The organism is Tianweitania populi (genome assembly GCF_014652875.1).
GTDB classification, from domain to species: Bacteria; Pseudomonadota; Alphaproteobacteria; order Rhizobiales; family Rhizobiaceae; genus Tianweitania; species Tianweitania populi.
In genome coordinates this window covers 1-12450 of the sequence record NZ_BMZQ01000004.1, presented here as the reverse complement: position 1 = coordinate 12450, position 12450 = coordinate 1, and the positions used below count along the sequence as shown (strand labels likewise).

At 61.9% G+C, this 12450-nt stretch carries 13 protein-coding genes and 1 pseudogene; 8 read left to right on the top strand and 6 right to left on the bottom strand.

The window, feature by feature from the left end:
• Nucleotides 1-11 precede the first annotated feature (11 nt).
• The 4 genes from IE166_RS17630 to IE166_RS17615 form a co-directional block, all read right to left on the bottom strand.
• Complete coding sequence (locus IE166_RS17630) at nucleotides 12-1250, bottom strand: ABC transporter substrate-binding protein (RefSeq protein WP_189506547.1); 1239 nt, start codon at nucleotides 1248-1250, stop codon at nucleotides 12-14.
• Nucleotides 1251-1414: 164 nt separating this feature from the next.
• Complete coding sequence (locus IE166_RS17625; RefSeq protein WP_189506545.1) at nucleotides 1415-2170, bottom strand: enoyl-CoA hydratase/isomerase family protein; 756 nt, start codon at nucleotides 2168-2170, stop codon at nucleotides 1415-1417.
• The gene (locus tag IE166_RS17620) at nucleotides 2170-3390 is read right to left on the bottom strand and encodes a CaiB/BaiF CoA transferase family protein (RefSeq protein WP_189506542.1); all 1221 of its coding nucleotides are present in this window, start codon (nucleotides 3388-3390) and stop codon (nucleotides 2170-2172) included. The genes IE166_RS17625 and IE166_RS17620 overlap by 1 nt, the downstream gene beginning before the upstream one ends.
• An 84-nt stretch (nucleotides 3391-3474) precedes the next feature.
• On the bottom strand, nucleotides 3475-4365 hold the full coding sequence (locus IE166_RS17615; protein ID WP_189506540.1) for a hydroxymethylglutaryl-CoA lyase: 891 nt from the start codon (nucleotides 4363-4365) through the stop codon (nucleotides 3475-3477).
• Between the two features lie 179 nt (nucleotides 4366-4544).
• Between IE166_RS17615 and IE166_RS17610 the strand changes: the two genes are divergently transcribed.
• The 3 genes from IE166_RS17610 (at nucleotide 4545) to IE166_RS17600 (ending at nucleotide 8665) form a co-directional block, all read left to right on the top strand.
• Nucleotides 4545-6497 carry a helix-turn-helix domain-containing protein gene (locus tag IE166_RS17610; protein WP_189506538.1) on the top strand — a complete coding sequence of 651 codons (1953 nt, stop codon included), beginning with the start codon at nucleotides 4545-4547 and terminating at the stop codon, nucleotides 6495-6497.
• 114 nt (nucleotides 6498-6611) lie between these two features.
• Nucleotides 6612-7886, top strand: a complete 1275-nt coding sequence (locus tag IE166_RS17605) for a hydroxymethylglutaryl-CoA reductase, degradative (RefSeq protein ID WP_189506536.1) — start codon at nucleotides 6612-6614, stop codon at nucleotides 7884-7886.
• Nucleotides 7887-8233: 347 nt separating this feature from the next.
• The gene (locus tag IE166_RS17600) at nucleotides 8234-8665 is read left to right on the top strand and encodes an FAD-binding oxidoreductase (RefSeq protein WP_189506534.1); all 432 of its coding nucleotides are present in this window, start codon (nucleotides 8234-8236) and stop codon (nucleotides 8663-8665) included.
• A gap of 31 nt (nucleotides 8666-8696) precedes the next feature.
• Here the strand turns inward: IE166_RS17600 and IE166_RS17595 are convergent, their stop codons facing one another.
• Nucleotides 8697-8960 (bottom strand): Rossmann-fold NAD(P)-binding domain-containing protein, encoded by a 264-nt coding sequence (locus IE166_RS17595; RefSeq protein ID WP_189506532.1) that lies wholly within the window; start codon nucleotides 8958-8960, stop codon nucleotides 8697-8699.
• A 180-nt stretch (nucleotides 8961-9140) separates the two neighbouring features.
• Between IE166_RS17595 and IE166_RS17590 the strand changes: the two genes are divergently transcribed.
• The 5 genes from IE166_RS17590 to IE166_RS20890 all read left to right on the top strand — a co-directional run bounded on the left by IE166_RS17590 (nucleotide 9141) and on the right by IE166_RS20890 (nucleotide 11026).
• Complete coding sequence (locus tag IE166_RS17590) at nucleotides 9141-9452, top strand: hypothetical protein (protein WP_189506530.1); 312 nt, start codon at nucleotides 9141-9143, stop codon at nucleotides 9450-9452.
• Between the two features lie 419 nt (nucleotides 9453-9871).
• Nucleotides 9872-10057, top strand: a complete 186-nt coding sequence (locus IE166_RS17585) for a hypothetical protein (protein WP_189506528.1) — start codon at nucleotides 9872-9874, stop codon at nucleotides 10055-10057.
• Nucleotides 10058-10303: 246 nt separating this feature from the next.
• The gene (locus IE166_RS20980) at nucleotides 10304-10441 is read left to right on the top strand and encodes an ArdC-like ssDNA-binding domain-containing protein (RefSeq protein WP_385963959.1); all 138 of its coding nucleotides are present in this window, start codon (nucleotides 10304-10306) and stop codon (nucleotides 10439-10441) included.
• A 160-nt stretch (nucleotides 10442-10601) separates the two neighbouring features.
• Nucleotides 10602-10823, top strand: coding sequence for a zincin-like metallopeptidase domain-containing protein (locus tag IE166_RS20975; RefSeq protein WP_385963962.1), 222 nt, complete (start codon nucleotides 10602-10604; stop codon nucleotides 10821-10823).
• Nucleotides 10824-10885: 62 nt separating this feature from the next.
• A complete protein-coding gene (locus tag IE166_RS20890; protein ID WP_189506894.1) occupies nucleotides 10886-11026 on the top strand; it encodes a hypothetical protein in 141 nt (46 codons plus the stop codon).
• Nucleotides 11027-11297: 271 nt separating this feature from the next.
• Here IE166_RS20890 and IE166_RS17570 read toward each other — a convergent pair.
• Nucleotides 11298-12207, bottom strand: a pseudogene (locus IE166_RS17570) (ISNCY family transposase); the annotation flags it as partial.
• Nucleotides 12208-12450: the final 243 nt, after the last annotated feature.

Sequence of the window (12450 nt, the reverse complement as noted above, 5' to 3'; positions counted from 1 at the left end):
TTCCCCGACCGCTATTTCTTGGTGACCAGTTCGCAGGTCGACTTCTCGAGCGGCTGGAAGGCCTTCTCGCCGTCGATCTTCGAAACGAGCTTGTAGTAATCCCAGGGCGCCTTGGATTCTTCCGGCGTCTTGACCTCAAAGAGATACATGTCGTGCACCATGCGCCCGTCGGGACGGATCGTGCCCTTGTAGAAGATGTCCTCGATGGGCAATTCGCGCATCTTGGCCATCACGATCTTGGTGTCGTCGGTACCCGCCGCCTCGACCGCCTTCAGATAGTGTTTGACCGAGGAATAGGTGCCGGTCTGCAGCATGTTGGGCATTGCGCCGACACGCTCAAAGAAGCGCTTCGACCATTCGCGGGTCTCGTCGTTCATATCCCAGTAGGACGCTTCGGTGATGGTGAGCCCCTGCGCTTCCTGAAGACCGAGGCCGTGCACGTCGTTGATGAAGCCTGCGAGCGTCGCAATCTTTATGCCGCTTTGAGCCAATCCGAACTGCGCGGCCTGCTTGATCGAGTTGATAGTATCCGAGCCCGCATTGGCCAGCGCGACCACCTTGGCACCCGACGACTGAGCGGTCAGCAGCGCCGAACCGAAATCGCTGGTGCCGACCGGCAGGCGCGTGCTGCCGAGAACCTTGCCGCCCTGCGCGGTGACGACGTCGCCTGTGTCCTTCTCCAGGCTGTGGCCGAAGGCATAATCGGCGGTCACGAAGTACCAGCTGTCGAAGCCGGCCCCCATGAGCGCCTGGCCCGTGGAATGCGCGATGGCATAACTGTCATAGGCCCAGTGCACGACCGTGGGGCCGCAAACGTCGTTGGTGATCCTCAGCGAGCCCGGCGAGCTCAGCGTGATGATCTTTTCCTTCTGCTTTGCGACTTCCAGCACCGCCAGCGCGGGCGAGGAGGAAGCCACGTCGAGCACCGCGTCGAGCTTGTCTTCGTCGAACCACTTGCGCGCAACCGAGGCCGCGATGTCGGGCTTGTTCTGGTGATCGGCCGAAAGCACCTCGATCGGCTTACCCAGGACCTTGCCGCCGAACTCCTCGACCGCCATCTCGGCAGCCGTGACCGCCCCTTTGCCTGTAATGTCGGCATAAACGCCCGACATGTCTTCGATGAAGCCGATCTTCACCACACCGTCGCTGATTTTGGCATCCTGCGCCCACGCGCCTGTCACGGCGAATGCTGATACCGTCGCAGCGATGGTCAGGCACATGGTGCGCACGATTTGCGTCGAACCTTTCATATCGTTTCTCCTCCCAGGGTTTCCCGTCTATGCAGCACGCACCTCCTGCACGCAGCCGAGCGGTATGGGTGTGAGCCTAGGGGTGGGGCGAGGCCGCGTTCAATGTCGCGGAAACACACATGGGCAGACCGGCAGTGTCGGTCTTCGACAAATCGCTACACGCCCTAGCGTGCAGCCCGGTCGGCGAAGGCCTGCAGGCCCCGCTTTGCATCGGTGCTGGTAAAGGTGCGCTGTCCAAGCTCCGCTTCCCTGGCGAAAGCTTCTTCCAGCGGCAGATCCTGCAGTTTCAACACTGCTTCCTTGATGGTCTGGATCGCGGTTGGGCTCAGCGTTGCGATGTGGCTTGCGATGTCATGCGCCACGCCCTCGACCTTGTCGGCCGCGACCACCTGGTTGACCACGCCCTTTGCGCGCATCTCTTCCGGGCCGAAGCGGCGAGCAGACAGCAGGATCTCCATGGCATGGGCATAGCCGATCTGGCGCACAAGCCGCACCAGCGTGCCGCCGGCCGGCACGAAGCCGTGGCTCGGTTCCGGTAGCTGGAAAACGGCATCGGTCGCGGCAATGCGGATGTCGGTCGCCAGCATGATCTCGAAGCCGCCGCCGATACACAGGCCGCGCACGGCGCTGATGATCGGCTTGTAGAAGTTCATGCCCTTGAGATGCGCTGGGTCCCAGGCGCTGATATCGAAGCGGTCGCTGGCAAGAGCGGGAATCGACTCCATCAGGTCGGCGCCGACGCAAAAGGCGCGCTCGCCCGCACCCGTCAGCACCACGGCCCGAACCGCGTCGTCGTCGCGCGTTTCGGCAAAGGCTTTGCCGAGGTCCTCGTACATGGCAAGCGACAGCGCGTTCAGCTTTTCCGGCCGATTGATGCGGATGGTGGCGACGTGGCCGACCCGCTCGATTTCGATCGACATCAGATCACCCCCCGTTCAGCCAGTCCGGCGATCTCTTCCGCAGACAGACCGGCGAGGCGCGCATAGATTTCGGCGTTGTGCTCGCCGGGCGTCGGCGCCTTCACATGGTCGCGGCTCTTCGCCTCCGAAAGCTTGATCGGCATGCCGAACATGCGCACCAGCTTGCCGGCGACAGGCACGTTGACGATCATTTCGCGCGCGGCGATATGCGGATCCTCGACGACTTCGGCGATGGTCTTGATGGCGCTGAGCGGTACGCGGTCGCCCGCCATCTCCTCGAGTTCGGCCTTGGTGTATTGGCCGAACCAGCGCGCCAGCAAAGGCGTCACGCGACGCTCGGCAACAGCCGGATCAAAGCGCTTTTCCATCGTGTCGATCTCGGTATCATCAGCCACTTCCGGCTCGCCGAACATTTCGCAGGTGATACGCCAGAACTTGTCGGTATAGCCGCCGAAAAACACGTAGCCATCCTTGCAGGGGAAGGAACCGTAAGGGCGCACGAAGGGATGGTCGTTGCCGAGCGGGGAGGCGACCTCGCCCTTCGTCGTGTAGCGAACAACGGCGTTCTCGGTCAGCGTCAGCACCGAATCCTGCTGCGAAATGTCCACCACCTGGCCCAAGCCGTCCCGTTCGGCCTGACGCAGAGCAGCCAGCGTGCCGATCGCAGCATAGAGCGAGGCGGCGAGATCGCCGATGATGGTGCCGACGCGAACCGGCGGGCGGTCGGCATAGCCGTTCATCGACCACAGGCCGCCAGCTGCCTGGCCGGTATTGTCATAGGCAGGCCGGGATGCATTAGGTCCGGTGCGGCCGAAACCGCTGATCGCCGTATAAACCAGCTGCGGGTTTTCCTGTTTCAGAACCTCGTAGCCGAGGCCGAGCTTTTCCATCGTGCCGGGCCGGAAATTCTCCACCAGGATGTCGGCCTTGCGGACGAGCTGGCGCAGAAGCTGCTTGCCCTCGACCGTCTTCATGTTGAGCGTAATGCCTTGCTTGTTTCGATTGTACTGCGCGAAGAAGGCGCTGAACTCGTCATCACCATGCTCAACCATCGGCGGGAAGGTGCGGGCATAATCGGGCTCGTCGGGGTGCTCGACTTTGATGACCGTGGCGCCCAGTTCGGCAAGCAGCATCGAGCAGAAAGGACCGGCCACCACGCGGGTGATGTCGAGCACGGTCACGCCGGCGAGCGGGCCGGATGCGGCGGTGTGTTGGGTCATTCTGTTCCTCCTGTGGAAACGGTCAGGCGTTGGCGTAGCGTTCGCAATGTGGCTTTGCCATATCGTGCGGACCTCGATGATGGCTCATGCACACATGGATTGCGCCACCTTGGAGCGAGACGTTTTGCCGAGTGCGGCCGAGATGAACTGCCCTGCCGCCACGACGCGGCTGAGATCGACGCCGGTGTGGATTCCCAGGCCATCCAGCATGAAAGCGAGATCCTCGGTCGAGACATTGCCCGCGGCACCCGGTGCATAAGGACAGCCGCCTAAACCGCCGACAGCGCTATCGACAACCGAAACGCCCTCTTCAAGGCAGGCCAGGATGTTGGCCAGCGCCTGGCCGCGTGTGTCGTGGAAGTGAGCAGCGAGCGTGGCGATGTCGAGTTCACCCGCCACCGCGCGCACCATATCGCGGGCCTGCCACGGCGTGCCGATGCCGATCGTGTCGCCGAGTGAGATTTCGTAGCAACCGAGTTCGGCCAGCTTGCGCGACACGGAAACGACGGCATTCATCGCCACCTTGACCTCGTAAGGGCAGCCAAGCACGCAAGAAACATAGCCGCGCACCGCAACATGATTGGCCTTTGCCATCTCGACCACCGGCCGGAAGCGGTCGATGCTTTGTTCGATCGAGCAGTTGATGTTCTTTTGCGAGAACGTCTCGGACGCCGAGGCGAAGACGGCAATCTCGCGCACGCCGGCGGCAAGGGCCGCCACCATGCCCTGTTCGTTGGGAACAAGCACCGGATAACGGACCCCGCCATCTAAATTGAGTTGCCGCACGACCTCGTCGGTATCTGCCATTTGCGGCACGCGCTTAGGCGACACGAAACTTCCGACCTCGATCGCGGCAAGTCCTGCGTCGCGCAGTTGCCGGATCAGGTCGAGCTTGGTTGCGACCGAAACAGCAACCGCCTCGTTTTGAAGTCCGTCGCGTGGCGCCACTTCCACGATCCGCACGCTATCCGCCATGCCGTGTCTCCTCTTCGAGCGACATTTAGCCGGGGGCTTGGCTTGTGCGGATGTTCACAGGCAATATGGATCGCTTGTTGTTGTGTGCTTTCTGTACATTATCTCCCACCGGGGCCTGTGTCAGTCCATACAGGGTGGCAGGCAACGCCTTAGATGAGCCGCCATGTTGGAGAGTTGCCATGTCGCGTCATGCTGAGATCGTGCCCATTGGCCACAAGCCGGCAGACAATCTGGATATCGCATCCTACTACCAACGCATGCTGGCGCTTCTCGACGGCAATGCGCCATTGTCGAGCTTCGAGCAACTCGCGAATGCCGCCAAAGGTACGGCGCGCGACGAGGCGGCTGCCGATACGCTGGGTAGTGCCATGGCGACGGCGCTGCGACTGCGCGAAAACTTCGAGCTGAAGCGCAAGCGCGAGGTGGAGCTCTCGGCGCTCTACGAGACCGCGCGCGATCTGTCTGCCCTGCGGGATACCGACCAGATCCTGCAGGCTATCGTGCGACGCGCACGCCAGCTCGTGGGCAGCGACATCGCCTATCTTTCGGCAGCCGACGACGAGCGCGGCGACTTCTACGTGCGCGTGACGGAAGGCGTCATGTCACAGGATTTCGGGTGTATCCGCGTACCGCGCAACATCGGCGTTTGCGGCAGCGTGGCGCGCGCCCGCCGGCCGTTCTATTCCAACAATTATACCGCCGACCGCAATTTCGACCACGATGTCGAGATCGACCGCGCCACCAGCGGCGAAGGCATTGTCTCGATCCTCGGCATCCCGCTGGAACTCGAAGCCCATGTCATGGGCGTGCTTTTCGTCGGCGACCGCTATGTGCGTTCCTATACGCCGCAGGAAATGGCAGTGCTTTCTTCGCTCGGCACCTTTGCAGCCCTGGCCATCGAGAATGCGCGGCTGCTCGAGGAAGCGCAGCGTTCACTCCTGCTGGCTAAGGACGCCAATGCCGCGCTACGGGCCAAGGCCGACGATATCGAGCAGGCGGCAGTGGCGCATGAGCAGCTTACCGAGTTGATCGCACGCGGCGGTACGCTGGACGACCTGGTCAACCGCGTGTCCAAGCTGCTCAAGGGCGAGGCCGGCGTGATCGACGAGAGCCGCACCGCGATCTCCGGCACGGCGCCGGGCCAGCTTACCGATGAAGAGCTGGCCAAGGCCGTGCGCGAAAGTGATCGGCTTGGCCGTTCCGTGGCGCTCATGGGGGCGGACGGCCGCACCACGCTGGTCGCTGCCGTAATGGGCGGCTCGGCACGGCTCGGCGCGCTGGTTTTTACCCGCAGTCGCCCGCTTTCGCCGTCTGAAACGCGCACGCTCGAGCGCAGCGCCATCGCCACCGGCATCGTGTTGCTGTCGCTCGATCGCATCGCACAGATGGCCCATCGCAACGTCGCCGACACGGTGTCGGCGCTGCTGCGTGGCATTGCCGATCCGTTTTCGCCTGAAAGCGCGCGCCGCCTGCCGCCAGGCATCAGCCTGACATGGCCGGTCACCGTCATCCTGGTGGAACTGCTTGCAATCACCTCGGCGCAGGCCTCGTCGGCACTGCGCTCGACGCTCGCAGGACGCGACACGATCTTTGCCGAATTCAACGGCGACCTTGCGATCGTTTCCAATGCGGCTGACCCTGAAAAGCTCGCAAAACGGATCTCCGAACGGCTCGATGAGGCCTTCGACCAGCGCTTCACCATCGTAATCTCCGATCCCGTTTCCAGCTTCGACAAGGTGCCGGCTCAGTATGAGGCGCTGCGCCGCTGCCTCGGTCTCATCCGCGGCCTGAACCAGCAGGGTCGCGTGACCTTCGAGCGCAGCCTCTCGATGTACGGCCTGCTGTTCCAGAACCGTGGCGAGGATGCCATCGCAGCCTTCCTGCGCAGTGCGGTCGGCACGCTTGTGGAGCAGGACGAGAAGCGCAAGAGCCAGCTTGCGGTGACGCTGCTCACCTATCTCGACACCGGCCGAAGCGTGCAAAAAGCCGCCGAGCTGCTCGGCATCCACGTCAATACGATGCGGCAGCGCCTTGATACGATCGCGCATATCAATCCCGACTGGTCCGACCCCGCGCGCACGCTTGAAGTTCACGTAGCGCTGCGCCTGCACGTATTGGGCCAAGCCGTTTGAGCGACGTGTGACGAAGCCACAGGCGCATCCCGGCTCTGTGTGTTTCCTGCACATTGTCCATCGCAGCTCGTGCCACCTAGCTTCCCGAAAAAGAAACGCAGGGAGTTTCGCCACATGTCTGTCAACAGCCGTATTCCGGGCTTCTACAAGCTCTCGCCAGCGGACCGGTTCAAGGCCGTCGTCGAGCTGACCGGGCTGCCCGAAAGCGAGTTGGCCAGCCTGACCCAGCCCAATCCGGACATACTGTCGATTGCCGACCGCATGATCGAGAACGTGGTGGGCACGCTGTCGATCCCGGTCGGTGTAGCCGCGAACTTCACTGTCAACGGCCGTGACTACCTCATTCCGATGGCGACCGAGGAGCCCTCGGTGGTGGCGGCGGCCAGCAACATGGCCTCGGTCGCCCGCATCAATGGCGGCTTCTTCACCTCGGCCGACCAGCCGATCATGATCTCGCAGATCCAGCTCGTCGGCACGAAGGACCCGTATGGCGCTCGCCTCAAGCTTTATGAGCGCCGCGACGACATTCTGGCGCTCGCAAACGAGCAGGATCCGGTCCTCGTGAAGCTGGGTGGCGGTGCGCGCGACATCGACGTGCGCATCGTGGAAGCCGGGGTAGGGCGCATTTATGTCGTGCTCCATCTCATCGTCGACGTGCGCGATGCGATGGGTGCGAATGCGGTGAACACGATGGCCGAGGCGCTGGCACCGCTGGTGGCCGAAATCGCCGATGCCCGCGTGCGCTTACGGATCCTCTCCAACAAAGCCGACCGCCGCATGGCCCGTGTGCGCGCGACCTACGACGCAGCAGCGCTTGGTGGCCCGGACGTCGTCGACGGCATCATCGACGCCTATGCGTTCGCCGTAGCCGACCCCTACCGCGCCGCGACCCACAATAAGGGCATCATGAACGGCATCACCGCCGTGGTGCTGGCAACTGGCAACGACACCCGCGCCGTGGAAGCCGGCTGCCACTCACATGCAGCAGCGGGCGGACGCTACACATCGCTTTCGCATTACGAGAAGGATGCTGCCGGCAACCTCGTCGGCACGATGGAAGTGCCGATGCCGGTTGGCCTCGTCGGCGGCGCCACCAAGACCCATCCTGTGGCGCAGGCCGCGGTGAAGCTTCTCGGTGTCACCGGCGCGCAGGAACTGGCGCAGGTGATCGTTTCGGTTGGCCTCGCCCAGAACACCGGCGCGCTGCGCGCTTTGGCGGCGGAAGGCATCCAGAAAGGCCACATGTCGCTCCATGCCCGCAACATCGCCGTCATGGCCGGTGCGCAAGGCGAGGAGATCGAAGCCGTCGTCGCCAAGCTGCGCAGCGGCGGGCACGTGCGCATGGATCGCGCCCACGCAATCCTCGACGAGATCAGGCAGGGCGCTTGATCCAGAGACTCGGTGGCGAGGCGAAAGCCCTGCCGCTTCACCCGTCTTGGGGTTGGTTGCGCAAGCGTCCGCCGCTCAAGTCCCGATGGGTTGATCGCGGATGGCCAGCAGCCAACCACGAACCGCAGTGGCACGCGTTAAGGTGCGATCTTTCCTGGCGACCACCCGGAACCTGGTGCCACAGGTAAACGACAGGTCCAGCGGTTTGACGAAGGTGTTATTTTCATGAGATTGCCAATGGCCTGCGCGGCAGCGCCCATCTCGGCGGTACACTGCCCACCAATGCAGGTGGCTTCCGGCCCCTTCGCTATGGCGTTGCGCGCGACCAGGCTCTCGGGCTGGAATGCGTGCTGGCAAACGAAACTGTGCTCAGCCACCTTGTTCCGTATCCCAAGGACATTATCGGTTATGATCTGATGCACCTGTTCATCGGGTCCGAAGGACCGCTCGGTGTGATCACGAAAGCGGTGCTGCGTTTGCATCCGGCACCATCCACCACAAGCACCGCGCTGTTGTCCTTCGACAGTTTAGACGCAGGTGCACGAACGCTGAACCGGATGCAGCGCGATCTGGCCGGTACGCTCTCTTCCTTCGAACTCGTGTGGAATGAGCCCTCGAGTTCATTCTCCGCGCTGTTTTCGGCGAGCGCGCGCCGATTGGTCTCGGCTATCCCTTTTACGTGGTCTGCAAGGCCGAAGGCTTCGAGTCGGACGGATGCGGCGATGTTCGAGTCTGCTGTCGCCACCGCGCTGGAAGCGGAGACATCGCCGATGCGGTGATCCCGCAATCCTCGCGCCAGCGGCCTTAGCTTTAGAATATCCGCGAAGACTTCGAAGCGGTGATAGCGTTGTTCAAGATGATGGTCGACTTCGACGTCTCGCTTCCCAGCCGGGTGCCGTGGTCGGCGCATGCGTCGAACACGTTCTTCATGTTGACCGGCCACTGTTCGACCCAAAGCTTAAGATCCATCGGCAGCCCAGCGGTCAGGTAGACGATCTCTGAGCCTTCGAATGCCTCAAGCGCTTCCCTAGCGTCGAGCAGATCAGCTTTATGCAGATGGTTGCTGTCGTTCACCTTTCTTGGGTTCCGGCTAACCAGCCGAATTTCGTTGGTGAAGCTGCGTTTTAGTTAGACGGCAGGCTCGTTTGAGATCTGCCCGTAGGCACCGAGGATCGTTTGAATCTACTATGCTTTTTTGACGAGGGTGCCCCGCCGCGGGCAGATGACGAAACGCGTCGAGAGGAGCAGTGCCGCATGCGCTTCGTGTTTCCGCACAGCCACGCTTTCCGGAAGGGCCGGGTGACGGTCGATGACGACGGAAAACCCGGACCGGAATGCCTGGTCGAGTTTGGCGACGGCATCACCGTCATCGCCGAATGGTCGGGGGAGGACGATGTTCTCCGCCTTTCAATTCCCGAATATTGCACCGCGCGGGGTACAGTTGTGAACGGTCGAACCTGGCGAGTTGCGAAGGGAAAGGATCGGCTGTGGCGGTCGGAGCTCCTGTCCATGAATGTCGCCGACCAATCGGCGAACGTGTCATCACTCGCTCCGGACGAACGATAGGAGATCGGCGTTCAACTCATCTGCGTGCGTGGTCGGGATCCCGTGAGGTGCACTTTCGTACGTCAAGCGTACCGTCCTCTATGCTGTAACATCCCATTAGTCTTGAGGCTGACGAACCATGTCGCACCGCTCCCATAGCGGCAAGCAAGACTATCCCCTCAGCCGAACTGTACAGGCTTGTCCCCCGGCATGTCGGACGGGACGGCGCTCGGCAACACACCTTTATCCCCATTGCCGCAGTACAAACCCGCTTTCCAGTAATGGCATTCCTGATGCGGCTGCGGATCTTCCACGATCAACCCGCAGGGGTCCGCTAGCAAATTGTGGCCGCTTGTCTTCGCCTGTGGTGATCGCGCCCGCCGCCGCACGCTGACAGAGCCATCGAGCGGGATTGTCCCGCTCCAAGATGGAGCCCTCAGGTGTCGCACAACCTCGAACTTGCCCAGGAGCACGCCTGGAACCTCGCCCGCACCCTCATAACCACGGTCATCCTCTTCCGCTTCGCCGACGAATACGGCGTCATTCCCGAAATCGAACTCTACGACGCCGAAGTCGGTGCTCATTACGTCTGCGATCCCTATTGCGGCGGCCATTCGGTTCACTGAACCGACTTTCCTCCTTGATTGCAGAAAGGCGGCGCAGCGCGCCGCCTTTCTCTTTCCGCAGCGGTAGTTCACGACCCCGTCCTGTCGAGGATCTTGGCGAAGCCAGGCAGCCAGCGCAAAGGCTTCGCCGTCCGGCGCTCCGTTCCGGCCTTTCCGGGTGCTCTGCCTGCGAGCCTGCTCCGCCTTTTTTTGCACCTCGCGACGAGGCCGTGATTGGCGCATGCCCCAGACGGGAGGTTCTTAAAAATGCGCAGTAAAGAGAAGAACAAGACTCGCATCGACATCTATGAGCGAATCACGAACCTGATCGTCGGGCAGCTAGAGAAGATGGTGCGACCTTGGGTCCAGCCCTGGCGCGTGGCTATGCCGGGCCTATCTGGATAACCTTCAAGCAGGCTGCCCGAACATTATTATTCCGGCCCGCGCCGGTCATCGATCCGGTCAAACGAATGAGGGCGCCGACCAATCCTTTACCAATGCCGGTGCCGATATGCAGCATGTCGGATCGTAGCCATTCTATGCACCTGTCTCCGACCACATCCAGATGCCACCCTTCGAGACCGTCCGGGATGCGGCCTCCTACGTCGCTGTCCTGAGCCATGAGCACATTCATTGGACAGCGAAGGCCGACCGTGTCAGTCGCGATCTCAGTCCCTATACCAAGTATAAAACCCGCTGGCCCGATCGAACGGCGGACCTCGAAAGCTGGCTGACCGTCCGCGCCAATTACAAGCGAGCTATCTTCCAGGCCGCCGCCGATGCCTAGCGGGCGGTCAACTATCTGCATGTGCTGCAACCGGCCGCCTCCGACGATCGCGCGGCGGCCTGATGTTCCACGCTCCTGTTGTCACCGGGGAGGGCAAGGCGTCCTCGATCTGCCTGCGCGCCGTCTCGCTTGGACCGGGCGTGCAATCCACCACCATGGCGCTGATGGCCGCGCATGGCGACATCGGGCCGATGCCCGACTGAGCCATCTTCGCCGATACCAGCTGGAACCGAAGGCGGTATATGACCAGCTTGCCTGGCTGATGTCGCCGAATGGCTTGCCCTTCCCGGTGTATGTCGTGTCGGTCGGCAATATTTGCGTGCAGCTTTTGGCCGCCGGCGAGGGCCATCGCTGCGCCTCGGTACCGGCCTTCCCCCGAACGGTAAAGCCGGCCGGCGGCGCGGGCCATTCCTCGACAAGGATGACGAAGGCGAAATCGTCACTATGGGCACGCGCCGTACCGGGAAGGAAGCCCAGTCGATCGGGCGCCAGGTTCATCGGACGATGCAGGGTCGTCAGATCGGGGAGGGATGATCGCGAAGCGTGTATTGTAGTCCTCCATGAAGCCCGGCAAAAACGCATTGCCTGCGTCCATGGTGTCGATGCCCGCCAACCGCAGCTCCTTAACAAGTCGATCCTGCAGCGTGCGGTTCATCCGCTCAACGCGGCCCTTGGCTTGGCTCGAATTTGCACAAGGGATCTCGATGTTGAGCTCGCAAAGCGCACGACCAAATTGGGTCATGCCCTGACCGCCCTTGGCATCCTTCCTCGCCACCCGAAACACCGAGTGCTTGTCGGAATAAAAGGCAACCGGTGCACCGTGACACTTCAGATAAAGCTCCAGTGCCTCGAAATAGGTGAAGGCACTCTCCGAGCGAACAAACCGCAACTGCATCAATCTGCCAGTCGCATCGTCGACGAACACCAGCAACGAGCACGGCGGGCTGCGATCCTCGAACCAACGATGGTCCGATCCGTCAATCTGCGCCAGCTCGCCATAGGCTTCACGTCGCAGCCGCGGCTGACGAAACGTCCGCCGCTGTTTGCGGGATAGCCAAAGACCGCACTCCGACATCCAGTTGCGCAACGTCTCACGCGAGACATCAGACCCTTCGCGCTCAGCCAGCTTCTCGGCCGCCAATGTCGGCGCAAAATCCGCGTAGCGTTCGCGAACCAGCGTCACCGCGTAATCTCAGACACCGTTGCTGATCCGGTTGTTCGATGGCCGGCCGATCGCCTTGTGCCGGATCGATACCGCGCCACCATTTTGCATTCGCTCGAGCAGCCGCCGGATCTTGCGTGTGCTCAGATCAAGCACATGCGCCCCGGACACCATGCTCATTCGGACGGCAATGACCTTCGACAAAATCTCGATCGGCGGCAGATCGCGCTAGCTCATCGTAATTAGTCCCATCAGCAAGCTCCCAGGCGCCATTCAGACCAAGGAGTGACATTCCAACTTTGCAGGAACAGGACATTCGAACTTTGCGGTTATGGCCTTAAGTTGTATAATCTGTGTTATGGAACCGACAAAGAGGTCTGCGGGTCGATTCTTTTAGACAGTTGCAGTGTAGCTTTTGAATCCACCAAGCGCCACCATCCGTCGCAATGGCAGGCTTGGGCGAGC